Here is a 23,638-nt window from a genome sequence, read left to right on the forward strand (position 1 = left end):
TAATATTTGTCAACAAAAAAGGCAGATCTTTCGACCTGCCTTTTTGCACTTCTATATTTTACTATTAATCAGCCGCTTAATTAGCCAATTCTTCTTCTTTTTTCCTTACTGTAATTACGAGCTGCTCACTGTTTTCTTCGTGGTTCGCAACCAGCACGTCGCCTTCACGCAAGTCACCTTTAAGGATTTCCTCTGCTACGGGATCTTCGAGGTATTTCTGGATCGCTCGGTTAAGAGGACGGGCTCCATACTGAGGATCGTATCCTTTTTCAGAAAGAAAATCTTTGGCCGGAATAGTCAGCTCGATTTCATAACCCAACCCTTTCACACGGTTAAACAACTTGCCGAGAGAAATATCGATGATCCTGTGCAGGTCCTCACGTTGTAGCGAGTTGAACACGATCACATCATCCAAACGGTTTAGGAACTCAGGAGAGAATGCCTTACGAAGGGCGCTTTGGATTGTCCCTTTCATAATCTCATCCTGATTCTCAGATTTCGCTTTGGTAGAGAAACCGATACCCGATCCGAAATCTTTCAAATCACGCGCTCCGATATTGGAAGTCATGATAATGATCGTATTTCTGAAATCGACCCTTCTTCCCAGTCCGTCCGTCAGAATCCCATCGTCCAACACTTGTAACAGGATATTGAAAACATCAGGGTGCGCCTTTTCGATCTCATCCAAAAGAACGACACTATATGGTTTTCTTCTGATTTTCTCAGTCAGCTGACCACCTTCTTCGTAGCCCACATATCCCGGAGGCGCTCCGACTAGACGAGATACGCTGAATTTCTCCATGTACTCGCTCATATCGATACGAACCAGTGAATCGTCTTTGTCAAACAAATAAGTCGACAATACCTTCGCAAGCTCCGTCTTACCTACACCGGTTGGTCCAAGGAAGATGAACGAACCGATTGGTTTTTTAGGATCTTTCAATCCGACACGGGTACGCTGGATCGCTTTGGTAAGCTTTTCGATTGGCGGATCTTGTCCGATAACCTTGCTTTTCAGCTCCTCAGCCATATTCAGCAATTTCTTGCCTTCATCCATAGATACGTTTGTTACCGGGATACCAGTCATCATCGCCACTACCTCAGCCACATTGTGCTCGGTAACTGTGTAGCGTTTCTGTTTGGTTTCTTCTTCCCAGGCAAGTTTCGCACGGTCAAGCTGATCAATCAATTTTTTCTCACGATCTCTAAGCTGAGCTGCTTCCTCGTATTTCTGGCTTTTAACAACCCGATTTTTCTCCTGCTTGATATTTTCGATCTGCTCTTCCAGAACCAAGATATCTTCCGGAACCGTGATATTGCTGATGTGAACTCTTGCGCCCACTTCATCCAATACGTCAATCGCTTTATCCGGCAGGAAACGGTCGGTAATATATCTTTCCGAAAGTTTTACAGCAGTACTGATCGATTCCGGCGTGTAATTTACGTGGTGGTGATCTTCGTACTTATCTTTGATGTTTTCAAGGATCTGGATCGTTTCTTCGATCGAAGTCGCATCCACCATTACCATTTGGAACCGACGTGCCAATGCACCGTCTTTCTCAATATACTGGCGATATTCATCTAAGGTGGTAGCACCGATACACTGGATTTCTCCGCGTGACAATGCCGGCTTGAACATATTAGAAGCATCCAGCGAACCGGAAGCGCCACCTGCGCCGACAATCGTATGCAGCTCATCAATGAAAAGGATCACGTCCGGAGACTTTTCCAATTCATTCATCACCGCTTTCATTCTTTCTTCAAACTGACCGCGGTATTTGGTACCTGCTACCAGCGAAGCCAGATCCAGCGTTACAACACGTTTGCCAAAAAGCACACGCGATACTTTTTTCTGAACGATCCGCAATGCAAGTCCTTCTGCAATAGCAGTTTTACCTACACCCGGCTCACCGATCAAAATGGGGTTATTCTTTTTACGACGGCTAAGGATCTGCGCAACGCGCTCGATTTCCTTTTCACGACCTACAATAGGGTCTAACTTGCCGACTTCGGCCATCTTAGTCAAATCTCGTCCGAAATTATCCAATACTGGCGTGCGCGATTTCTCTGCACCTTTTGATTCTTTTCCGGATGAAGATCCGCCGCCTCCAAACATTCCGCCTCTTGCTTCGTCGTCTCCGTCCTCGGTCTCCGGCCCCATATGAGGTCTGGATCCAGATGATTGATATTCTAACATTTCCTTAATGACTTCGTAGTTAACATTAAATTTATGTAAGATCTGCGTCCCTACATTATCTTCATCCCGCAGGATCGACAACAATAAATGTTCAGTTCCAATCAGCGTACTTTTGAAAATTTTGGCTTCCAGATAAGTGATTTTAAGTACTTTTTCCGACTGCCTTGTCAAAGGTATATTTTGAAGATTCTTGACATTATTTGTTGCGGCACCCTTGGTTGCCTGCTCGATCGTTTGACGTACATCGTCCAACGAAACGCCGAGTTTTTTAAGTAATCCAATCGCTACACCGTCACCCTCACGTATCATCCCTAGTAATAAGTGTTCTGCTCCAATGTAATCATGGCCAAGGCGGAGGGCTTCTTCCCGGCTCATAGAAATTACTTCTTTCACTCTATTCGAAAATTTTGCTTCCATCGTGTAGCAATAAAAAGTGTTTAAAGTCATTAACGCTACTTGAGCTCTCTTTGTTCAAATAGCTTTATCGAGATTTACAGGATCTTAACAAAACACTTTTTGCTTCCGGCCCCATGTTAAAGAGTAAATCAATTATGCTAAGATTACCTACAAAATCATTCCCAAAAGTCTGATAATAAGGTAGTGGCTGATAGTAAATCGAAGAATTTTGGCTTTTCTTGTTGTTTATGAGCGATATAACGTTATCGACACCCTTTTCTTCTTCCCGTTCACCTGACAAAATGTACCTGATCTCCTTTTTGATTCCTACCAATCTAAGACAAATTGTCAATAATTCATAATTCAAATCCGCCAGAAATCGTGGCTTTTTTTCGTAAGTGTGGGTAAATTCAGATATGTAAAATTCGTAAAACGGAGATTTTCCGTATGCTGATTTCAGGCAGCCCAGGTGGCGTCTTAACCAATCCTGGTTGTAATCGATCAATATATCTTTTGTGGGGGCGACTGCATCGTATCCTTTCACCGGGACCGTCAGTACATCGATTTTGTTGGCAGTAAGCACACTGCACCGGTTCCGGAACGTCTGCTTCACATATCTTTCCTCGATATCAATTAAAATCCGGTCGTACTGAAGAATGCAGGTAAAGTATTCCAGGCAGGGCAAATACTGTAATTCTATCCTCGCTGCACTTGTTTTCGCACTATTCACTGATATTTCCGACACTACCAAATATGCTAAAGGCTAGCGATATTATCAAAAAATTTATAATAATTATTTTCCGTAGTCGGCAATCTTCAATACCGGCTTGGATCTTTACAATTCAGGTCACGAAAAAATACTGATATCGCCCAACCCTTCCCGGATTACCTCGAACTCCTCTGCATCCGCTTTCACAATGGTCGAAGGGATATTGCCACCATAACCGCCATCGACAACGATATCGACCTGATGCTGGAATTTCTCGTAGATCAGCTCAGGATCAGTTGAATACTCAATCACTTCGTCGTCATCTTTGATAGAAGTTGTCACAATCGGATTCCCAAGATCCCGTACGATCAGCCTTGGGATAAGATTGTCGGGTACCCGGATACCGACCGTCTTTTTGTTTGTATTTAAAAGCTTGGGTACGTTACTGGTGGCTTCCAGAATGAAAGTATAGGGACCAGGCAGCACGCGCTTCATCATTTTGAAAGCTGTATTGCCAACTCTTGCATAATCCGAAATGTGGCTCAGATCGTAGCAAATGAATGAAAAATCGTTTTTCTGAGGCTTGATCCCTTTTATACGTGCGATCTTTTCAACCGCTCTTGAATTGTAGATATCACAACCGAGACCATAGATCGTGTCAGTTGGATAAATGACCAATCCTCCCCCGCGCAGGCAATCAACAACTTGTCTGATTCGACGCTCGTCGGGGTTTTGGGGATATATTTTGATGAATTCAGCAGGCATAGGAACTTGTAACTTTTTATTAACTAACAATGCTAAAAGCTAAATCCTTCCTGACCAAATGCTTTTTTTAAGTTTTTAATATAAAATCGGTAAGCAAAATTGACCGGAAGATGTAATCTGCACAACAATATAATCACCTCCGTCTGCCACCCTGGGTTTTCGATGTAATTCAGCAAACGACGAAAACGCATTGCCAATTCAAACTCCTGCGCGTACAAACATTTGCGGATAAATGTACGAATACGTGCCGCCAGGAGATCAAATTCCTGCTGGTCACGGTTCAAGTCGTAAGCTTTGTTGCAGACAGCATAATAGGAGTTTAGCAAGCCGCTGTTTTTTTGGTAAACCAGGCTGGAAAGTGAAGCGGGCAGCAGTCTTTTTTTGGTTAAAACCTCATCCTGATACTGATACTTAAACCGAACTGCCGACCTGATCCAGAAATCGAAGTCCTCAAAAAGCAGATCTTCATCATAACCTCCAAGCAAATGCAGCGCCTCTCTGCGCATCATCATCGTGGGCGTGCAGATAAAATAATTTTCAAGCACTTTTTTGTACACATCGCCCGAAGGTACCGGCATTAAAGCTCTCCCCCACTCGTCAACCGGATAATGGTAATTCAGCTCGTGGCCCGATTTATCAATATAAATAGCATTGGAAAAAAGAACCGCATATTCCTCCGATAGTGCCTCAAAAGCTGTTACCTGCTTTGCAATACGGTCAGCAAGCATGATATCGTCGCCAGAAAGGTCAATCACATATTTCCCTTCCGCAACGCGCAAACCCTGGTTAAAACGCGCGGCACAAGCCGAGATTTCTATGGTTCTTGATGAGTTGAAATGCAGGACCTTTTTCGTAAAAACGATCGATAATGCGGAGAGAATCGTCTGAACTGGCATTATCAATAACGATAAGCTGTAAGGAAGGATAAGTCTGGCTGAATACCGAATTGAGTGTCTCCTCTAAATATTTTTCCTGATTAAATACGGTCAGGATTACCGTAACCAGTGGCAGTTCCAATTGTTTCATTTGTACACGCACATGTGCTGTCTAGCTCACAACGGCGCGGAAGTTGTTGATGAATTGCGCCTTTCCTGACAAAACTAGTAAGTATCCGAACAACCAACGGAGTTTGTTATTTTACGGCAGATGAACGCCTTGAATAGCCTTTGCTCCTTCGCGCAGTCGCGATGCTGTCGTTGATCTCGAAGCCCAAAATAATTACAAATGCAAGCAGGTACAGCCAGATCATCAATGCGATCATCGTACCAATAGAGCCGTACAATTTGTTATACGAGCTGAATTTGGAGAGATAAAACGAGAATCCGTAAGTAGAAGCGAGGATCAGAACAGAAGCGATAATCGACCCCACATTCAAGAAAGCGGTTTGACGACCGTGAGAAGGCGCGAACCGGTAAATAATTGAAATCGTCAGCATAAGTGAACCGAAACTGACCAGGTACCTCGTCACATTCAGCATGGTCAGTAGCAGGCTGTCCATTACGATATTCCATTCAGAAAGCAAGTTCATCACAGCGTCACCGACGATCAGCAAAATCACAGACACGCACAAAACCAGGATCAGCAGCAAAGTAAGCAGGATAGCAATGCCGCGTGTCAGCAAAAAACCCCTGATCTCGTCGTCTTCATACACCATATCAAATGACCGCATCAGCGACATCATACCGTTGGTAGAAGCAATCATCGCGAAAATAAAACCGAAAGAAAGTACGCCGCTGCGAGGCCTGCTGATAATATCCATGATCGTCTGGTCGGCGTCCTCATAGATCCCGCGCGGCATATTTTCGCGCAACAGTTCCATGATCTGCTGATCCAGATTTTCGATTGGAATATAAGGTATTAGTGTAAAAAGGAAGATAATGGCCGGGAATGCGGCTAGTGTGAGACTGTAAGCAACAGCCGAAGCGCGCTGGTCGATATCGTACTTTCGGTTGCTCTGTACCAGGTTCAGGATGATCTCGTAAGGTGATACCGTCCCCTTCCATAGCATCGACTTCTGTAACCACGTAATAAGTCGCTTGATTTGGCGGTTTCGCAACAGTTTTTCAAGCATATTTTCCATAGTTACTTATTCAAAATAGGCAAGAAGCTTTGCTTTGAGCTTCTCCGGAGCTGTACACAACTTCCCGTTATCGCGCCTTTGAAAAACGAGTGTCGTGTCTCCTGTGTTGAGTAAAATATCGTCCTGGTTTCGAATTTCATAAAAAAAACGAACCCGAACACCCGGCATATCCTGAATCGTAACGCGGATACTCAGCAGATCGTCGTAGCGGGCAGGTTTTAAATAGCGGAAGTGACTTTCGTAAACGGGCATCATAACTCCCTCATCTTCCATTGCTTTGTAATGAAAATCAAGGCTGCGCAGCGATTCCACCCGGCCAATCTCGTAGTACCGGGCATAATTTCCGTAATACACATACCCCATCTGATCCGTGTCAGCATACCTGACGCGAATGCCTTTTACTTCATAAACAAACATGCTATTTCAGGATTTTAAGCCGGTTCAATTCAGCCTGGTAAAGACGGGCGTTCTTGAGATGGTCATCATAATTGGTCGCAAATGCGTGGTAACCAGACAAATCCGCTTTTGCACACATATAAATATAATCGTGCTTATCGTAATTCAGGACTGCATCCAGCGAGTTGAAATCGGCTACACGGATCGGGCCGGGAGGCAGGCCGGTGTTGAGATAGGTATTGTAAGGCGACTGGATCATCAGCTGACCATTCAATATCCGTTTGATCGCAAAATCCTGCAATGCAAATTTGATAGTAGGATCAGCCTGCAACGGCATTTCAGCCTTTAAACGGTTGAGATACAGACCCGCCACACGTGGACGCTCGTCCACTTTCCTGGCTTGCTCCTCTTCGACAATGGAAGCTAAAATAGAAACCTGAACTGGTGTAAGCCCGATTTCCTTTGCTTTCGCCACCTTTTCATCCGTCCAGAATTTCTTGTATTCACTATGCATTCTGTCCAAAAACTTCTCAGTACCCGTTGTCCAGAATATTTCATAGGTATTGGGTAAAAACATAGACACGATCGTGAGCGTATCCAGTCCGTATTTGTTACAAACTGCGGGATCGTTCAATGCTTTGCGAAAATTGGCTTCTCCAAATTCAAACCTGCTGCCAATGCGTTTGATCAGATCTTCTTTCAGCCTGATATTATTGAAAGTGAGCTTCACCGCATCCTGGTTTCCCGAGCTCAGTTTTTTGACTACCGTATAATTGCTGCTACCGGGCTTGATCACGTAGCGGCCTGGTTTCACTTCCTCCGGATAGTCCAGCAATTTTGCCAGGAAACGGAATGAAATGTGGTCATTGATCACATCGTGCTTGTTCAGCGTATCCAAAACAGATTGATAAGTCCCGCCTTCCGGGATCAGCAATACGAAACTCGTTTGCTTATCAACTTGCAGATTCGGCGTTTTGAATATCTGCCAGAAATAAAATGAAAATGTGGTGGCCAGAATGGCGATGGTTACAAATAACCCTACTTTGAAATTCCGCGACATAGTGATAAGTCTGTCAGCTTCGGCAGTCGGCGCCCGGCGCCCGGCTTCTGCTGTTTTCTTTTTGTTTATAAATTAGCTTCAAATGGGATCCCGAACCTTTTCGCCAGCTCGGCCAGCGACAAAACAACAGGTTCCAGCAATTGGATTCCATTCACACTTCGATCTGCCTCCATTTCCCGCTCAGGATCGCCCGGGATCAATACTTTTTCTCCTTCCACCGCCCGCGCGCCTCTGAATGCACGGATCCATTTATCCATATCTTTCTTAAAATCATCGGCCGGCCTGAAACCATCCACCCGCATTGCGCCAAGGAAATGCCCCGTACCCAACCCCACTCCTTCCTGCGCCGACATAAACCCTGCCGTAGCAAAAGGCGGTACCCACGGGCCAAAATTTGCACCCGAAAGCACACCCGAGAATATATCTATAATAGCACCCAAACCATAACCTTTGTGGCTTCCGTGCTCTCTGTCCGAACCCAGCGGCAATAACCCGCCGCCGCTTTTTACAGCATTAGAATCCGTCGTAGGATTTCCTTCCGAATCCTGGGCCCAGCCTAGTGGAGCTGGCAAATTTTTGCGTTGCAATATCTCAAACTTCCCGTAAGCGACAGCGGTCGAAGCAAAATCTGCTACAAATGCAGGCTCCTCGTTCGCCGGAACTGCCACCGCTATTGGATTGGTTCCCAGTAATTTATCCAGTGAAAAAGTAGGCGTGACCAGCGGGGCCGCATTGGTCATCGTCCAACCGATCATATCCCTTTGAAGCGCCAGCATCGCGTGGTATCCCGCAATCCCGAAGTGATTCGAGTTACGCACTGAAACCCAGCCTGAACCAACTTTCTCCGCTTTTTCCATCGCAATTTCCATCGCCTGAGGCGCTACTACCAGTCCCAACCCGCGGTCTCCGTCAACCACCGCCGTACTTGGCGTTTCATAAACTACCTTCACCTGCGGCGTGGAATTCAGCCTTCCATTGTCATATAACCGCACATAACCCGCCAAACGCGCAATTCCGTGCGAATCGACGCCGCGAAGATCTGCGCTGATCAATACGGTCGAAGCCAGTTCCGCTTCCTCGGCCGGACAGCCGATTGCGCGAAAAACTTCTTCTGTAAAATGTTTCAAATAACTGGCCTGATACATATACGTCAAATGAGTGAACTTCTCTTTATTTTTACGGAGATTACAGCTAAAAGTTGCTGTCGGGGTGCAAATATCAAAATTCAATCGGCATCGTCCAATATTTCATTCGCCGTATCTGTCCGCATACTACCTACCTTTTCGCCGCAAAGGCTTCAAACTAAATGGAAATTAAGAATTCGATCCTGAAAAGGATCATCAGCTATTTTATACGTGGGCTCGTGCTCGTTGCGCCGCTTTATGCCACCGGGCTGATTATCTGGAGTGGCGTGGAATATCTCGATAATATTATCCGGATCGACATTCCGATCTCCGATCAGCAGTCCATTTACCTGCCCGGGCTGGGTGTGCTGATCATCCTTTCCGGGATCATATTACTTGGGTTCCTGTTTTCGACGATCATTCCCCAGTCCTTTTTCAAGTTTACTGAAAAGCTGATGCGCCGCATTCCGCTTGTAAGCCTGATCTACTATTCCATTAAAGACCTCATACTTGCATTTGTCGGTGACAAAAAGAAATTCAACCAACCCGTACTGGTCACCATTTACAAAGATGCTGAGATTAAAAAGATCGGTTTCATCACACAAAATGATCTGACCCACCTCAAAATTTCAGATCACGTCGCAGTTTATATGCCATTCTCCTATTCACTTTCCGGCGAGCTCCTCATTGTCCCTACCGCCCTGGTAGTACCAGTCGATGCGCCTTCTACCGACGTCATGAAAATGATCGTTTCGGGTGGTGTTTCGGTTAAAGTTCCCAAGGAAGAAACGGCGGAAGCTGACTGATCCGACGTGGCTAAAATCAGCAACATTGCAACAGATCTGCCCGTTTAAGAGAATGATTCCCTATATTTGAAACATTCATTTTGTGCTATGAGACAGCTGCTGCTTATCTTTTTTGTGTTAATTTTTGGGAATCTTACAGCTTGGTCGCAGGACCATTACGAAGCTCAGAAAGCCCTTTCCAGTGAAGAATTGTTTATCAAACAAGGCGGTTCGAACAGGGTTATCGCAAACCCCGGACAAAAATACCTCGTACTCGACGCCTCTCCGACCATCGGCGGATTTCATCGCTACCGCTTTTTTCCCGGCGACAATATCAAGTTTAGAATGCATAATGAAACGATCCGTTTCAACGAAACCATTGCCAGTGTTTCAGACTCTTCCTTTACGATCGGGATATTGAATGAAGCAGTAGGAAGAATGGATTATCAGGAAATTTTATTGAAAGATATCCGCCTGATGAAAGTGTCGCGCCGCATTCCTTTTATATCTCAGCTGGCCCCTATCCTTCCGCTTGCAGGGCTGCTTTTTGTGGGTGCCGATTTTTTCAACCGCGGCGTAGACGGTAAACGTTTCACCACCGATACTGCTTCGCTCGTAGTAGGCGGCTCCATGGTCGTCGCCGGCTATATCTGTTACAGGCTCACATTTTCTTCTCTGAAAATCAATGGTCGTAACAAGCTGAAAGTACTCGAAACATATTAAGTTACTAACCGGCGCATTCCCGTTGCCAACTCAAAATCTGACCTTTTCAAAGTGAAATCGATTGTCGTTTACCCACCGAAACAACCTGTAAAAGCCGAAATCAAACTGGTAGCATCTAAAAGTGAGTGCAACCGCGCGCTGATTATCAATGCATTGACCGGATTTCAATGCGAACTTTCCAACGTATCCGAAGCCAGGGATTCACAAACCATGATGCGTTTACTGGATTCAAAGGACGAAGTTGCCGACGTGATCGACGCAGGTACTACTATGCGGTTTTTGACTGCCTATTACTCGGTGACCAATCAAACCAAGATCATGACAGGTACGCCGCGCATGTGCGAGCGGCCGATCGGGATATTGGTGGATGCATTGCGGATTTTGGGTGCAGATATTGAATATCAGAAAGAGGAAGGTTACCCACCGTTGAAACTGAACGGTTTCAACTATTCAGGTGAACACAAGCTCGTTATGCGCGGTGACGTGAGCAGTCAGTACATTTCAGCTTTGCTGATGATCGCGCCCGAGCTGCCAAGCGGGTTGACTATTCAACTCGAAGGTGAAGTTGGCTCGCGGCCCTATATTGAAATGACGCTCAACCAGATGGCGTATTTTGGTATTGATTACAAAGCCGACTGGCAAGCCAATACCATTACTGTTCCCCCATTAAAATACCAGCCAAAACCTTACGCCATCGAATCCGATTGGTCAGGCGCGAGCTATTGGTACAGCATCGTGGCGTTATCTGAAAATGCAGAAGTGGAATTGCTGGGATTGAAACAAAACTCTTTACAAGGAGATAGTGCTATTGTGAAGATTATGAGGCACTTGGGAGTAGAGAGCGAATTTACCGACCGCGGAGTTTTACTAACCAAAATACCCGCAGCTGCATCCATTGGCTGGGATTTCACTGATTGCCCCGATCTGGCTCAAACCGTTGCTGTGTGTTGCGCAGTGAAAGATATTCGCCTGTCAATGACGGGCATAGAAAGTTTAAAGATCAAGGAAACAGACCGCGTATTCGCATTGCAGCAGGAATTGAAAAAGCTGGGCGCAGAATTGACGGAGATTGAGAAAGACCATTTGTATGAAGTTTCCAGGATCAGCAATTTCCAACCGCTTGAATTGCCTTCTATCCACACTTACGACGACCACCGCATGGCAATGGCATTTGCGCCGGCCGGAATGGTAGCACCGATTAGAATTGAAGAACCCGGTGTAGTTGTAAAATCTTATCCCGGCTATTGGAAAGACCTCAGCAAAGTGACTGTCTGGGAAGAAAAAGAAATTTAAAACCACTTTCATGGACAGTACCCTCTCGTTTTTGGCCGCGATCCCTATCTGGGCTTATATATTGATATTGATCGTCCTGATTGCGCTGAGGGATATTTTGCAGAGAAAACATACGATCCAGCACAACTTTCCGCTGGTTGGGCATTTCCGTTATATGCTCGAAACGATCGGGCCCGAGCTTCGGCAGTATATTGTTGCCAATAACCGAGAAGAACTTCCATTCAACCGCCGGCAGCGATCGTGGATTTATGCTTCTGCCAAAAAAGAAAATAACTACCAGGGTTTCGGTACTGATCAGGACATGCACGCGCCGGGTTATGTGCTCGTAAAACCTTCAATGCTGCCCAAAAGACTCGATTCCACCCACAATCACCACGTCAAAAACGGCAACGATCCGCACCATTATACGATTCCCGCGGCGAAAGTGATCGGGCAATATCATAACCGCAAAAGACCTTACCGGCCCCGTTCGATCATTAATGTGAGCGCGATGAGCTTCGGTTCGCTATCTTCCAGGGCCGTCGAAGCATTGAACAAAGGCTCCTTTCGTTTTGGAAATTACCATAATACAGGCGAAGGCGGGCTGTCGCCTTACCACCGTTACGGAGCCGACGTGGTATTCAATATGGGAACCTCCTATTTCGGCGTGCGTGATCATGAAGGGAATTTTGTGATGGAAAAACTGGTGAAAATGACGAGCCAAAATCCATTTGTCAGAATGATCGAACTGAAATTGTCGCAGGGGGCCAAACCGGGTAAAGGCGGCGTACTTCCGGCGAGCAAAATCAGTGCGGAAATTGCAGAGATTAGACAGGTACCCATGGGCGTGGACGTTGTTTCGCCCCCTTACCACAGCGCGTTTTCGGATGTGCGCGGAATGATCGATTTTATTGAAGAAATGGCCGCCGCAACCGGCTTGCCAGTCGGTATTAAATCCGCGGTAGGAAAAACGGAAATGTGGGAGGAGCTGGCCGACTTGATGGTGGAAACGGGAAAAGGCCCTGATTTTATCGCTATTGATGGCGGTGAAGGCGGTACCGGAGCAGCGCCGCCCTCGTTTGCGGACCATGTTTCGCTTCCGCTGGTATTTGCTTTTAGTACTGTTTATAAAATTTTCCAGAAAAGAAACCTGAATGATAAGCTCACTTTTATTGCTTCCGGCAAACTGGGACTGCCTGCACAGGCTGTAATGGCGTTTTCCATGGGTGCGGATGTGATCAATGTAGCAAGAGAAGCAATGATGTCGATCGGCTGCATTCAGGCGCAGATCTGTCACACCAACCGCTGCCCTACCGGCATTACTACGAATAATAAGTGGCTCGAATCGGGTATTGATCCGGCATTGAAAAGCGTGCGTTTTGCGAATTATATGACCACGCTCGCCAAGGAGATCATTGAAATTACACACGCATCGGGTTATGAACATCCGTGCCAGTTTGGTATGAATGATGTGGATATTTCAATGGGCGATCACAACCGGACGATCACACTGGCCGAAAATTATGGATATCTCAAAACCATCGTGCCATTTTCAGGCATTCATGATTTGCTTGAATGTCCGCATTTAGGCGGGCGCGATATTCCCGGAGAGAAAGTCGCCTGATATTTAACCAGATACACATGCTAAAAACCACTACCACACTATTTTCCTTATTACTATTTATCTCCTGCCAACATACCCCCGGGCCGGATTCGCCCGGAAAGAGCTACTACCCATTGGAAGCGGGCACTTATTCTGAGTTTAGGGTTGAGAAAACTGTTTATTCTGAGAATCAGCCGACTAAGAAAACAGATTCACAAGTTCGCCGACTACTGGGCGAGGCCATGAATACCGACGGTCAACTCATTTATCCTATTCATTTCAGTACAAGAAATGCAGCAAATGAATGGAAAACCGATTCTGTAAGCGCGGCTTGGACAAATGTAAATCAGGCATTTGAACAGGAAAATGGTAAACCTATTGCCAAAATGTATTTTCCATTAACAGAAGGTTTAAAATGGGATGGTAGCACTTACAACAGCTCAAACGTTTCCGAAAGCATTGCCCGGGATGTAGATCGACCGTTGGAGATCAATGGCAAATATTATCCAAAAACAGTAACGATTATCCGCCAAGACGATTCAACACTTTTGTCGCGAAATAAGTATATTGAAATATATGCCGAAAACGTTGGACTGGTAATGCGCGAGCGGCTTAACTTGCAGTACTGTCATTCAGGCGACTGCATTGGAAAAGGCGTAATTGAATCGGGCTGGAAGGAAGTTTTTATTCTTGAAAAATTCGGAAAACAATGAGCAAATCTTTATTCACTGTCATTTTCATAATAGCTGCCATTTCAAATGCAGCATTTGCGCAAAGCAACCCCCGGTATCTCGTGCTTTTTAAAGACAAAGCCGGCTCGCCCTATTCCGTCGACAAGCCCGCAGACTTCCTTTCCGAAAGAGCAGTAGCAAGGAGAATGCGGCAAAATATCTCGGTCACAAACGCCGACTTGCCTGTAAATCCTGCCTATATCACTGCATTGAAACAAACCGGCGCCCAATTAATTTTTCCGTCCCGCTGGTTCAATGGGGTTTTGGTTGAAGCCTCGGCCACGCAACTCGACGCGATCAAAAAACTGGCTTTTTTTAAAGGTATTGAACTGAATCTGCCGGTTGCTAACGTCTCCGAAAAATCTCCGGGTATTCAGCGCGTTGCGAAAACGAATGAAAAGTTCGAAGCAGCAGAAGACCTGGACTACGGAAATATGAATGCCCAGCTCGCATTAATGGAAGTCCCAGAGTTACATAAAAAAGGCTTTCAGGGCGAGAATATGCTGATTGCAGTCATGGATAATGGTTTTGTAAACGGAAATACGCTGGGCTTTTTAAATCAGCTGCGCACCGAGAACAGGATCCTGGATACTTACGATTTCCTTAACCGTGAAACCAACGTTTACAATTCAGGTTCTCACGGTATCAATGTGCTTTCCACAATGGCCGCCTACCAGCCGGGCACTATGATCGGCGCGGCATTCAAGGCTTCTTATGCATTGTATCACACCGAAAATGACTTTGGCGAATCTCCTTACGAAGAGATTACGTGGCTTTTGGCAGCGGAGCGCGCGGATAGTCTTGGTGCGGATGTGATCAATACTTCGCTGGGCTACTATTCATTTGATGATGATTTCGCGAGTGACGCCTATAACTACACTTACGAGGATATGGACGGAAAAACGACCATTATCAGCCGTGCGGCCCGTTATGCGACGCGTACCGGAATGCTGGTCGTGAACTCGGCTGGTAACGAAGGCAATAATTCGTGGCGTTATATTACTGCCCCGGCTGACGTGGATTCTGTGCTTACGGTGGGCGCTTCCAACTATGATCGCAGCTATGCAGCCCTGAGTTCGATCGGGCCCAATGCGGCAGGCCAGCAAAAGCCAGATTTAGCAGCTGTTGGCGTAGGAACTGTGGTCGGTACCATTTCAGGATCTGCGGCAAGCGGCAACGGTACTTCCTTCTCATCTCCATTGATCGCCGGGCTTGCTGCAATACTCTGGCAGGCGCACCCGAGCCTGACAGCCCAGCAGATTATTTACGTGCTCAAAAAATCAGGTCACCAGGCCGCTGCGCCGGACAATTTGCTGGGTTATGGCGTGCCTAGCGCGGTAAAAGCGGAGCAGATCATAGCCGATGAGTTCACTCCGCTTGGCACTGAGAAAGAGCTCGTTAGCGCAATTGTATTGGCTCCTAACCCGGTCACTTCCAATGTTACCCTCACTATTCCTCCTGCATTAATCGGCAAGCATGCGCGACTGAATTTGCTCGGGATCAATGGTGTTTCCCGCTACGATAAAAATGAGCGACTGACTGAAAGCCACACCATTTTTGCCGGCGATCTTCCCGCAGGCTTGTATCTCATCAGCATTCAAGTTGATAATCAGGAGCGTATTTTAAAGTTTATAAAGAAATAGTCTTCCTAACCATTCGCATAATAGACTCGGAATCATTGTACTTCGCTACTTCCGAAACCGGGATCCATTTTACGTCAAGAGATTCGCTATTGACCGCAATCTGCTGATCCTTATCAGATTGGAATGCAAATCTTACGTCGTAATGCAAATGCTCGGGAATGTCTTTCCGGGCAGGTATTGTATGAATATCAATATCGAAAATTCCTTCTTTGGCTAAAATCAGATCCTTGATTCCCGTTTCCTCCCACACTTCTTTAAGCGCAACACTTTTCACGTCAGGATCTCCGTCGCAATGTCCGCCGGGCTGGAACCAGCGGTTCAGTTTGAAGTGATGCATCAACAGTACCGACTTTTTATCAGCCGATAAAACCCAACCAGATGCGGTAATATGTCCTTCTAAAAGGGTTCTTTTGAAACAATCCGGGTTTTTTCTGATAAATTCAATCATGTCCAAATACATATTTTCCTCCTCTCCGTTTTCGGGTGTGTACGCGTCGAGGAGTGCAAGCAAGCTGTGTCGTTTCATCTAGGCTATCTGATTTTTTAATTCTAAATTCACCGCAAGTTTAACATATCACGTCAAAACCACCTTACTCGGATGAAAAAGCATTTACTTACTGTTTCGCTTGCTGTTTTGCTTACCACTTATGCAATCGGGCAGCGCACGCCGGCTCCAAGCCAGGGCGCGCAGGTTATGCAGACTATCGGTGTGACTGATTTTACGGTTAAATATTCCAGGCCAACACTCAAAAAGCGGAAAGTTTTCGCCGATAGCTCTGCGCTGGCACCGTACAACCAGATTTGGCGTACAGGCGCAAATAGCCCCACTACCTTCGAAGCCAGTACAGAATTCAGCTTTGGCGGCAGAACGGTACCTGCCGGGAAATATGCATTGCTTTCCATTCCGTCTGGCGCTGCGTGGACATTGATTTTAAACAAAAAATATGACCAGGGAACCGAGGCTTACCAGGAATCCGAAGATGTAGCCCGTATTCAGGTTGCGCCTACTTCGGGTGAGTTCAATGAAGCATTCAAGATTGATATTGAGCCTGTTACCGACAGCACTGGTTATATGATTCTATCCTGGTCTTCGGTAAAAGTGCCTGTGCCGGTAGCGGTTCGCACGGAAACGCTGACGATGAATGCGCTCAATAAAATAATCGCTGAGAAGCCGGAGGATACTGCTGCCTTGGAAGGCGCAGCGGGCTATTTACTTACAAAAGGAAAAGATCTGCCGCTGGCACTTTCCTGGGCCGACAAAGCGATCGGACTCAAAGAATCGTATTACAATATGTGGCTGAAAGCTTCAATACTGGCTAAGTTGGGGAAACACAACGAGGCATTACCGGTAGCTCAGAAAGCATTGACACTCGGCACTGCGTCAGATCAGGCTTTTACAGGTTTCTTTAAAGGAGAAATTGAGAAAACGATCGCGGCGATTCAACCGAAAGTGACTCCAAAAACAGCCACAGCGAGCGTAAAAAGCAAGAAAAAGAAGAAATAGCCTGCTGATTTTTACCGAAAGAACCGGGGTATACTCCATTCAAATTTTACAGCGAGAAGCCTGATCACGATGATCACGAGTGAAGCGGAGATAAATGCGGTATTCCGCTCCATGCCCAGGTCGTTAAATATTAAATAACTGCAAGCTCCTGCGAGACAGGCGGTTGCATTCACTTCTTTTCTGTAAATGATGGGGATTTCATTCGTCATTACATCCCGGATCACGCCACCCATAGTAGCTGAGAAAACGCCCATAATAACCGCTATTTCAGGTTTTACTCCCAAATGGAGCGCTTTCTCAGTTCCTACAATCGTAAAAAGAGCAATTCCGAAAGTATCAAAAAGGAATAGCGTTTTCCTTAATCTCAACAGAAACTTAAAGAATACAAAAGTAGCCAGCACACCAGCCAATATCGCGTAGATAATGGTAATGTCGCTGATCCAGACGAGCGGGTAGCTGCCAAGCAGAATGTCCCGTAAAGTTCCGCCGCCGATCGAGGAAATGAATGCGGTAAATAAGGCCGCAAACCAATCCGGATTTTGTAAGTCCTTCACAGCCAATGCGCCGGAGATCGCAAAGGCAAAAGTCCCGATGATTTCAAGAATGTATTGAATACTCATTTCTGAAATGCTAAACTGCTACCGGCGCCTTGATGCCTGGCCACGGATTGTAATCACGAAGCTCAAAATCTTCAAATTCAAAATCCAGTACACTTTTCACGTCAGGATTGATCGCCATTGTCGGCAATGCACGCGGCTCGCGGCTTAACTGCGTTTCTACTTGTTCAAGGTGGTTGAGGTAAATGTGGGTATCCCCGCCCGTCCACACAAAATCGCCCAGATCCAAGTCGCATTCCTGCGCGATCATCATCGTAAGCAACGCATAACTCGCAATATTAAAGGGTACGCCCAGAAAAACATCCGCGCTGCGCTGGTAAAGCTGGCAGGATAGTTTCCCTTTCGTTTCTCCTTTTTCCGTATCAGGCGGTGCCACGTAAAACTGGAACAATGCGTGACAAGGTTGCAATTTCATTTTCGACAATTCCGACGGGTTCCACGCTGAAACCATGATCCGGCGGGAATCCGGCGTATTTTTCAGTTGTTTCAAAACCTCCTGCAACTGGTCAACCGACTTTCCATCTGCACCTTCCCAGCTTCTCCATTGCTTTCCATAAACGGGCCCCAGATCGCCATTTTCATCCGCCCACTCATTCCAGATCGAAACGCCGTGATCGGTCAGGTATTTAATATTGGTATCCCCTTTCAAGAACCACAACAGCTCATAGATAATCGACTTGGTATGCACCTTTTTAGTGGTCACCAAAGGAAATCCGTCTTTCAGATTGAACCGCATTTGATAGCCGAAAACGCTGATCGTTCCGGTCCCGGTGCGGTCTGTTTTGCGGACTCCATGGTCGAGGATATGGCGGAGTAAGTCGTGGTATTGTTGCATCTGGCAGTGATAAAAAGTCAATAATGAGGGTTAAACGTTTGCAATTTCCACGTCGTAAGTGATCGTCGCAAGTGCTTCAAGCTGTGCGGTGGCAGAGCAATACTTTTCCATGGAAAGACCGATCGCGCGGTTTATTTTCTTCTCATCCAGTTGATTACCGGCAAATTTGAAAGTCAAATGAATCTTGCGGAAAGGCTTGCGCTCGGTATTTTCTTCCTGCTCCCGGTCACCATCGGCGGTCACGCGGAAGTCGGTAATATCCTGCCGCTGCTTTTTGAGGATCATGACCACATCGATCGCGCTGCAACTGGCCAATCCCATGAGCAGCAGCTCCATAGGTCTGACACCCTGGTTTTTACCTCCTATTTCAGGAGAACCGTCGGTATGTACTTTTACTTCTGATGAACCCGAACCTTCGAAATGGAAGGCATCATCGACGCGGACTAGTTCTATTTTCATAACAATTTTAAAAGCTGCAAATATACTTATCAAATGCGATTCGGGTGTTTAACCCGATCATTTAAAAACAACGATAATCCTCGTATATTCGTTTGAATAAGTGTTAACCGCGCCATGAAATGTTAAAAACCTGCATAGCAATGCTGCTTTCGCTGTTTTTGCTCGTCAATTGCAAAAAAGCTGACGACAATACACAGCCAACTGAAAGGCTCAATGCAGACAGTGAGCCGAGCGGGACCTACCAGGGGTACAAGTTTTTTAACAAGTCAAAAAAGGATTCGCTGGCTGTCACGATCAAGGTAAGTAAAGTGACGGACAAGCAATATAATCTCGAAGAAGTCACGCCTTTTAACCACATTAAGCAGCTGGAAATGAATGGAATGGAGTTCAGTTTCGACAGAGGGACCGGCGAGGATGGTTGCGGCAGAATATCCATGAAAGGCACCGGGAATTTCAAGGGCAATAGTCTGTATGTGATCGAAACGATCACCTGCATCAAAGGAAATGCGCCCGACAAGTTCGTGGAGTACCACGCTACTAAAAACTAAGAGCAACAAACCAACAGGATTATGTGGATTGAGAAAGATAACAAGCTGAACAAGAGCTTCACTTTCAAGGATTTCCGGGAAGCTTTTGCATTCATGACCGAGGTTTCGGAGGTAGTCAACGAAATGGACCATCACCCTTTTTGGACCAATACTTACAACAAAGTGAGCTTCGAGCTGAATACGCACAGCGAAGGGGATATTGTCACCGAAAAAGACCAAAAACTGGCAGCAGCTATTGACACGATCTTTGAAAAAAGAAAATAAACCGATCGGCCGGCTTCACGCGAGTGATTGTCCGGCTATTTTTAAATGAAACTCTACATCGTACCTACCCCCATCGGAAACCTGGAAGATATCACTTTGCGTGCTATCAATGTTTTAAAAAGCGTCGACGCCGTACTGGCCGAAGATACCCGCACATCGGGCTCGCTGCTCAAACATCTGGGGATTTCCAAACCTTTGCATAGCTATCACATTCATAATGAGCACCAAACGGTAACGCGAATCGTCGATCGGATTTTGAAAGGCGAAACAATGGCGCTCGTTTCAGACGCCGGAACACCTGCCATTTCGGATCCCGGTTTTTTGCTGGTACGGGAATGTATCAAACATGGCGTTGACGTTGAATGTCTGCCCGGCCCGACGGCATTCGTGCCTGCGCTCGTGAATTCGGGCTTACCGTGCGACCGTTTTACTTTCGAAGGATTTTTACCTCATAAAAAAGGTCGGCAAACGCGGCTGCAAAATCTGGTTGGCGAAGAGCGGACGATGATCTTTTACGAATCCCCACACAGGTTACTGAAAGCCTTGCAGCAGTTCGTGGAATACTTTGGCGCCGACCGGCAGGTTTGCGTTTCCAGGGAACTGACCAAGATTTTTGAAGAAAATGTAAAAGGTACTTTGCAAGAAGTAATTGACTATTTTACCCTAAAAACCGTAAAAGGCGAGATTGTGATCGTACTTGCCGGCAAAGCAGAAGAAAAAAAGAAAACTGATAAATATGAGGATTAACATCCCCCGCCGTTTCCGGAGTATTGCTATATTCCTGTTTGTGTTTTTGTTAAAAATAGCAACTGCCAGCGCGCAGGTGCCATTGCTGAGCGCCGAGTCGAAGGCCAGTCTGGTTACCGTCGGTCCCGGCCAGGAATTGTATTCTGGTTTCGGGCACAGTGTACTCTGGATTTACGATCCCGTCACAGGCGTCGACCGCGCTTATAATTATGGTACGTTCAGTTTCGGGGAAGGTAACTTCTATATCAAATTTTTACGCGGCACGCTTCCCTATTCACTATCCGTTTCCGAGCTTTCCTTGCAGGCTGCGCATTGGCAAATGGAGAACCGCTCGATATCCGAGCAGATATTAAACCTCTCAAACAGCCAGAAACAGAAGCTTTTTGAGTTTTTGGAAAAAAATTATCTGCCTGAAAACCGCGAGTATCAATACAAATTCTTTTACGACAATTGCTCCACGCGCATGTCGGGCGCATTGCAGGCGGCTTGCGGCGATAGCTTGATTTATAACGGTTATACCAAAGAAAAGCTAAGTTTCCGGCAGTGGATCGATCGGTATGCCTACAAGCAAAAGCCCTGGGCCGATTTTGGAATGGACCTCGCAATAGGCGCGCCTTCGGACGAGATCGCAACTGCCGATCAGGCTACTTTTTTGCCGGATAATATGGCAAAAGCATTTGCGGATGCGAAGGTGAAAACCGCCAAAGGTACCGAGCCGCTGGTCTTGACCACACAACCTATTTTTACCGCTGCGCCAACTCCGCCGCCCGGATTTTTCACGCCTGCAGTCTGCTTCTGGACACTCGCTGTGCTGGTACTTGCATTCACTTACTGGCAGATCAGGAAAGAGAAGATTAATTTTCTTCTGGATAAAATTCTGTTCTCCATTGTCGGGCTTGCAGGCTGGATATTGCTTTTACTCTGGTTTGGGACCAACCACGGTGTTACAACGTGGAACTACGATATCCTCTGGGCATTTCCGCTCTGGCTTCCGGTGATATTTGTGATTTCTGAAAAGAAGAAACCTTACTGGTTCCAGTTTTTCTTGATTTTTTATGGATTTCTCTTACTTTGCGCAACAGGTAATGCTACCAAGCACAACTTTGTAGTTATCCCTATTCTGCTCATATTGATCGTAAGGGTATATTACATTAATAATTCACTTTCAAAAATCCCCTCGGGGGAAAAGGAGTATGGATCTGGAATTGCTAACACAAAAAACGATTGAGATCGTAAAGCAGGCTTCTACCTTTATTCAACAGGAAGCAGCGCTGTTTTCGCGGGATAAAATTGAATATAAGGATTTGAACAATCTGGTTTCTTATGTAGATAAGGAGGCCGAAAAGCTGCTTGTAGCAGGATTAAGCGACCTTTTACCCGAAGCCAGCTATATTACCGAAGAAGGTACAACCGGCATTGAACCGGACCCGACTGCACTTAACTGGATTATTGATCCACTTGACGGAACGACCAATTTCATTCATGGAATACCGGTCTACTGCGTCAGCGTGGGGCTGGCAAGAGGAAAAGAGCTTTTGCTGGGTGTTATCCACGAGCCTAATCTTGATGAAATGTTTTATGCGTGGAAAGAGGGTGGTGCCTGGTGCAACGGAAAGCCGATGAAAGTGTCGAGCGTGCCGATTCTGCAGGATAGTCTTATTGCGACTGGCTTTCCCTATTATAAGTTCGAAAAACAAAAACGCTATATGTACATTCTTGAGTTACTAATGCAGAAAACGCATGGTATCCGCAGAATGGGCGCAGCCGCAGTCGACCTCGCGTACGTAGCAGCGGGCAGATTTGATGGTTTTTACGAATATAACCTCAACTCCTGGGATATGGCAGCGGGTGTTTTGATGATCAAAGAAGCAGGCGGAACGGTTACCGATTTCAATGGCGGTGACAATTACCTCTTCGGCGGCGACATCATCGCCACCGCCGGCCCCGCACACCATGAATTGGTGGCGGTAATTAGGGAGAATTTTTAGAAGGGGAGGAAGGAGGAAAGGAGGAAAGGGAGGAAGGAGGAAAGGGAGGAAGGAGGAAAGGGAGGAAAGGGAATAGATAAAGGAAAAGGAAAGAATAGCCGAAAAATTTTACTTCATCCCTTTCCTCCCTTCTCCCTTTCCTCCCCGAATTTAATTATTCCCCTTCCACCGCGGCTCATTCAGTCATTCAATCATTCAACATTAAAAAATGGACATCGATCAATTACGTTATCCTATCGGCTTGTTTCAATCTCAGGAAAGTTATTCTGCTGCTGAGGTGAAGTCGAATATTCAGATTATTAGTGCTTTGCCTTCTAAGTTTATCAACCTTTTGGGAAGCTGGGAAGACGATAGGCTAAATACACCTTACCGGCCAGATGGCTGGACAGTTCGCCAGTTGGTACACCACGTTGCGGATAGTCACATTAATGCATATACCCGCTGTCGACTCGCTTTGACAGAAGATAATCCGGTGATCAAACCTTATGAAGAGCAACTCTGGGCAGAGCTGCCCGATGCGAAGACGGCGCAGATCGATTTGTCCATTCAACTGATGCGCTATGTGCATTTGCGCTGGGTTCTGCTTCTGAATTCGATGGATGAAAAAGACCTGGCCAGAACTTACACGCATCCTGCGACGGGCCGGGTTTTCCGCCTCGACGAAGTGATTGCCAATTACGCCTGGCACAGCGAGCATCATTATCAACATGCATTTCAACTTGCGGCGAGGAACAATTGGAGGTAGGTGAACGTTTTTGATTTATGGACGCGCAACAGATTATCATATTAGTGCTTTTTCTTGCAGCCGCCGGATATATCGCCTGGCGCGCCTGGAAGGCCTTTGACAGCAAGAATAGCGGAGGATGTGCGAAGGGTTGCGGCTGCGCGGCAGATAAGGCGGCGGTGAATGTAAAAAGGTAAAACGACTTTGCATTGATATTTATACAGGAGGCCCCGCTGGGGCCTTTTCTTGTTTACGATGTTTCCTATAAACAGGGAGCCCCGCCGGGGCTAAATTGGTCCGGGTCGAACCCTGTTTATAACCCCGCCAGGGCTATATTGGTCTGGGTGAAGCTCCACCGGTAGGCAGTTACTACGCAGCAAAATTTCTCTACTTAAAATAATGCCGGAGGCATTCCCTGTTTATAGCCCGCGACCTCTATATACGACAAAAAGCCCCGGCGGGGCTTCC

Annotated in this window: 27 protein-coding genes; 14 read left to right on the top strand and 13 right to left on the bottom strand. The window is 46.3% G+C overall.

The window, feature by feature from the left end; genetic code table 11:
- Positions 1-76: 76 nt before the first annotated feature.
- From KOD92_RS10940 to KOD92_RS10975, 9 genes are all read right to left on the bottom strand, one after another.
- Entirely contained in the window at positions 77-2,614 is a 2,538-nt protein-coding gene (locus KOD92_RS10940) for an ATP-dependent Clp protease ATP-binding subunit (protein ID WP_215233618.1), read from the bottom strand.
- A gap of 64 nt (positions 2,615-2,678) precedes the next feature.
- The gene (locus tag KOD92_RS10945; RefSeq protein ID WP_229254627.1) at positions 2,679-3,338 is read right to left on the bottom strand and encodes a WbqC family protein; all 660 of its coding nucleotides are present in this window, start codon (positions 3,336-3,338) and stop codon (positions 2,679-2,681) included.
- Between the two features lie 102 nt (positions 3,339-3,440).
- Entirely contained in the window at positions 3,441-4,067 is a 627-nt protein-coding gene (locus KOD92_RS10950; RefSeq protein WP_215233620.1) for an L-threonylcarbamoyladenylate synthase, read from the bottom strand.
- A 32-nt stretch (positions 4,068-4,099) separates the two neighbouring features.
- Positions 4,100-4,963 carry a glycosyltransferase gene (locus KOD92_RS10955; protein ID WP_229254628.1) on the bottom strand — a complete coding sequence of 288 codons (864 nt, stop codon included), beginning with the start codon at positions 4,961-4,963 and terminating at the stop codon, positions 4,100-4,102.
- Positions 4,854-5,093, bottom strand: coding sequence for a glycosyltransferase family 2 protein (locus KOD92_RS27410; RefSeq protein WP_229254629.1), 240 nt, complete (start codon positions 5,091-5,093; stop codon positions 4,854-4,856). The genes KOD92_RS10955 and KOD92_RS27410 overlap by 110 nt, the downstream gene beginning before the upstream one ends.
- Before the next feature lie 106 nt (positions 5,094-5,199).
- The gene (locus KOD92_RS10960; RefSeq protein WP_229254630.1) at positions 5,200-6,147 is read right to left on the bottom strand and encodes a YihY/virulence factor BrkB family protein; all 948 of its coding nucleotides are present in this window, start codon (positions 6,145-6,147) and stop codon (positions 5,200-5,202) included.
- Between the two features lie 6 nt (positions 6,148-6,153).
- Positions 6,154-6,564 carry an acyl-CoA thioesterase gene (locus KOD92_RS10965; RefSeq protein ID WP_215233621.1) on the bottom strand — a complete coding sequence of 137 codons (411 nt, stop codon included), beginning with the start codon at positions 6,562-6,564 and terminating at the stop codon, positions 6,154-6,156.
- 1 nt (position 6,565) lies between these two features.
- Positions 6,566-7,603 carry an endolytic transglycosylase MltG gene (gene mltG, locus KOD92_RS10970; protein WP_215233622.1) on the bottom strand — a complete coding sequence of 346 codons (1,038 nt, stop codon included), beginning with the start codon at positions 7,601-7,603 and terminating at the stop codon, positions 6,566-6,568.
- A gap of 65 nt (positions 7,604-7,668) precedes the next feature.
- Positions 7,669-8,748 (bottom strand): Ldh family oxidoreductase, encoded by a 1,080-nt coding sequence (locus tag KOD92_RS10975; RefSeq protein WP_215233623.1) that lies wholly within the window; start codon positions 8,746-8,748, stop codon positions 7,669-7,671.
- 161 nt (positions 8,749-8,909) lie between these two features.
- Here KOD92_RS10975 and KOD92_RS10980 point away from each other — a divergent pair, with 161 nt between their 5' ends.
- The 6 genes from KOD92_RS10980 to KOD92_RS11005 all read left to right on the top strand — a co-directional run bounded on the left by KOD92_RS10980 (position 8,910) and on the right by KOD92_RS11005 (position 15,484).
- Positions 8,910-9,533: a DUF502 domain-containing protein gene (locus tag KOD92_RS10980; protein ID WP_215233624.1), complete on the top strand. Its 624-nt coding sequence runs from the start codon at positions 8,910-8,912 to the stop codon at positions 9,531-9,533.
- An 87-nt stretch (positions 9,534-9,620) separates the two neighbouring features.
- Positions 9,621-10,235, top strand: coding sequence for a hypothetical protein (locus tag KOD92_RS10985; protein ID WP_215233625.1), 615 nt, complete (start codon positions 9,621-9,623; stop codon positions 10,233-10,235).
- A 51-nt stretch (positions 10,236-10,286) separates the two neighbouring features.
- The gene (locus tag KOD92_RS10990) at positions 10,287-11,528 is read left to right on the top strand and encodes a 3-phosphoshikimate 1-carboxyvinyltransferase (RefSeq protein WP_215233626.1); all 1,242 of its coding nucleotides are present in this window, start codon (positions 10,287-10,289) and stop codon (positions 11,526-11,528) included.
- Between the two features lie 10 nt (positions 11,529-11,538).
- Complete coding sequence (locus KOD92_RS10995) at positions 11,539-13,131, top strand: FMN-binding glutamate synthase family protein (protein ID WP_215233627.1); 1,593 nt, start codon at positions 11,539-11,541, stop codon at positions 13,129-13,131.
- 17 nt (positions 13,132-13,148) lie between these two features.
- On the top strand, positions 13,149-13,823 hold the full coding sequence (locus KOD92_RS11000; protein ID WP_215233628.1) for a hypothetical protein: 675 nt from the start codon (positions 13,149-13,151) through the stop codon (positions 13,821-13,823).
- A complete protein-coding gene (locus KOD92_RS11005; protein WP_215233629.1) occupies positions 13,820-15,484 on the top strand; it encodes a S8 family peptidase in 1,665 nt (554 codons plus the stop codon). The genes KOD92_RS11000 and KOD92_RS11005 overlap by 4 nt, the downstream gene beginning before the upstream one ends.
- On the opposite strand, the gene KOD92_RS11010 is transcribed toward KOD92_RS11005, so the two are convergent.
- Positions 15,471-16,010 carry an NUDIX hydrolase gene (locus KOD92_RS11010; protein WP_215233630.1) on the bottom strand — a complete coding sequence of 180 codons (540 nt, stop codon included), beginning with the start codon at positions 16,008-16,010 and terminating at the stop codon, positions 15,471-15,473. The two genes, KOD92_RS11005 and KOD92_RS11010, sit on opposite strands and share 14 nt — an antisense overlap.
- A 72-nt stretch (positions 16,011-16,082) precedes the next feature.
- On the opposite strand from KOD92_RS11010, the gene KOD92_RS11015 reads away from it, so the two are divergent.
- On the top strand, positions 16,083-16,988 hold the full coding sequence (locus tag KOD92_RS11015; protein ID WP_215233631.1) for a DUF2911 domain-containing protein: 906 nt from the start codon (positions 16,083-16,085) through the stop codon (positions 16,986-16,988).
- Positions 16,989-16,999: 11 nt separating this feature from the next.
- Here the strand turns inward: KOD92_RS11015 and KOD92_RS11020 are convergent, their stop codons facing one another.
- From KOD92_RS11020 to KOD92_RS11030, 3 genes are read right to left on the bottom strand one after another with little or no spacing between them, the layout of a single operon-like run.
- Positions 17,000-17,608, bottom strand: a complete 609-nt coding sequence (locus KOD92_RS11020) for a trimeric intracellular cation channel family protein (protein ID WP_215233632.1) — start codon at positions 17,606-17,608, stop codon at positions 17,000-17,002.
- A gap of 10 nt (positions 17,609-17,618) precedes the next feature.
- On the bottom strand, positions 17,619-18,440 hold the full coding sequence (locus KOD92_RS11025; RefSeq protein WP_215233633.1) for a thymidylate synthase: 822 nt from the start codon (positions 18,438-18,440) through the stop codon (positions 17,619-17,621).
- 30 nt (positions 18,441-18,470) lie between these two features.
- Positions 18,471-18,899, bottom strand: coding sequence for an OsmC family protein (locus KOD92_RS11030; protein ID WP_215233634.1), 429 nt, complete (start codon positions 18,897-18,899; stop codon positions 18,471-18,473).
- 119 nt (positions 18,900-19,018) lie between these two features.
- Here KOD92_RS11030 and KOD92_RS11035 point away from each other — a divergent pair, with 119 nt between their 5' ends.
- The 7 genes from KOD92_RS11035 to KOD92_RS11065 all read left to right on the top strand — a co-directional run bounded on the left by KOD92_RS11035 (position 19,019) and on the right by KOD92_RS11065 (position 23,367).
- Complete coding sequence (locus KOD92_RS11035; RefSeq protein ID WP_215233635.1) at positions 19,019-19,447, top strand: hypothetical protein; 429 nt, start codon at positions 19,019-19,021, stop codon at positions 19,445-19,447.
- A gap of 21 nt (positions 19,448-19,468) precedes the next feature.
- Positions 19,469-19,711 (top strand): 4a-hydroxytetrahydrobiopterin dehydratase, encoded by a 243-nt coding sequence (locus tag KOD92_RS11040; protein WP_215233636.1) that lies wholly within the window; start codon positions 19,469-19,471, stop codon positions 19,709-19,711.
- A gap of 45 nt (positions 19,712-19,756) precedes the next feature.
- Positions 19,757-20,458: a 16S rRNA (cytidine(1402)-2'-O)-methyltransferase gene (rsmI, locus tag KOD92_RS11045; protein WP_215233637.1), complete on the top strand. Its 702-nt coding sequence runs from the start codon at positions 19,757-19,759 to the stop codon at positions 20,456-20,458.
- The gene (locus KOD92_RS11050; protein WP_215233638.1) at positions 20,448-21,686 is read left to right on the top strand and encodes a lipoprotein N-acyltransferase Lnb domain-containing protein; all 1,239 of its coding nucleotides are present in this window, start codon (positions 20,448-20,450) and stop codon (positions 21,684-21,686) included. The genes rsmI and KOD92_RS11050 overlap by 11 nt, the downstream gene beginning before the upstream one ends.
- Positions 21,652-22,446: an inositol monophosphatase family protein gene (locus KOD92_RS11055; RefSeq protein ID WP_215233639.1), complete on the top strand. Its 795-nt coding sequence runs from the start codon at positions 21,652-21,654 to the stop codon at positions 22,444-22,446. Before KOD92_RS11050 ends, KOD92_RS11055 begins: the two co-directional genes overlap by 35 nt.
- A gap of 208 nt (positions 22,447-22,654) precedes the next feature.
- Positions 22,655-23,191, top strand: coding sequence for a YfiT family bacillithiol transferase (locus KOD92_RS11060; RefSeq protein ID WP_215233640.1), 537 nt, complete (start codon positions 22,655-22,657; stop codon positions 23,189-23,191).
- Positions 23,192-23,208: 17 nt separating this feature from the next.
- Positions 23,209-23,367: a FeoB-associated Cys-rich membrane protein gene (locus KOD92_RS11065; RefSeq protein WP_215233641.1), complete on the top strand. Its 159-nt coding sequence runs from the start codon at positions 23,209-23,211 to the stop codon at positions 23,365-23,367.
- The last annotated feature ends 271 nt before the right edge of the window (positions 23,368-23,638 follow it).

This window comes from Dyadobacter linearis (genome assembly GCF_907165045.1).
GTDB lineage: Bacteria > Bacteroidota > Bacteroidia > Cytophagales > Spirosomataceae > Dyadobacter > Dyadobacter linearis.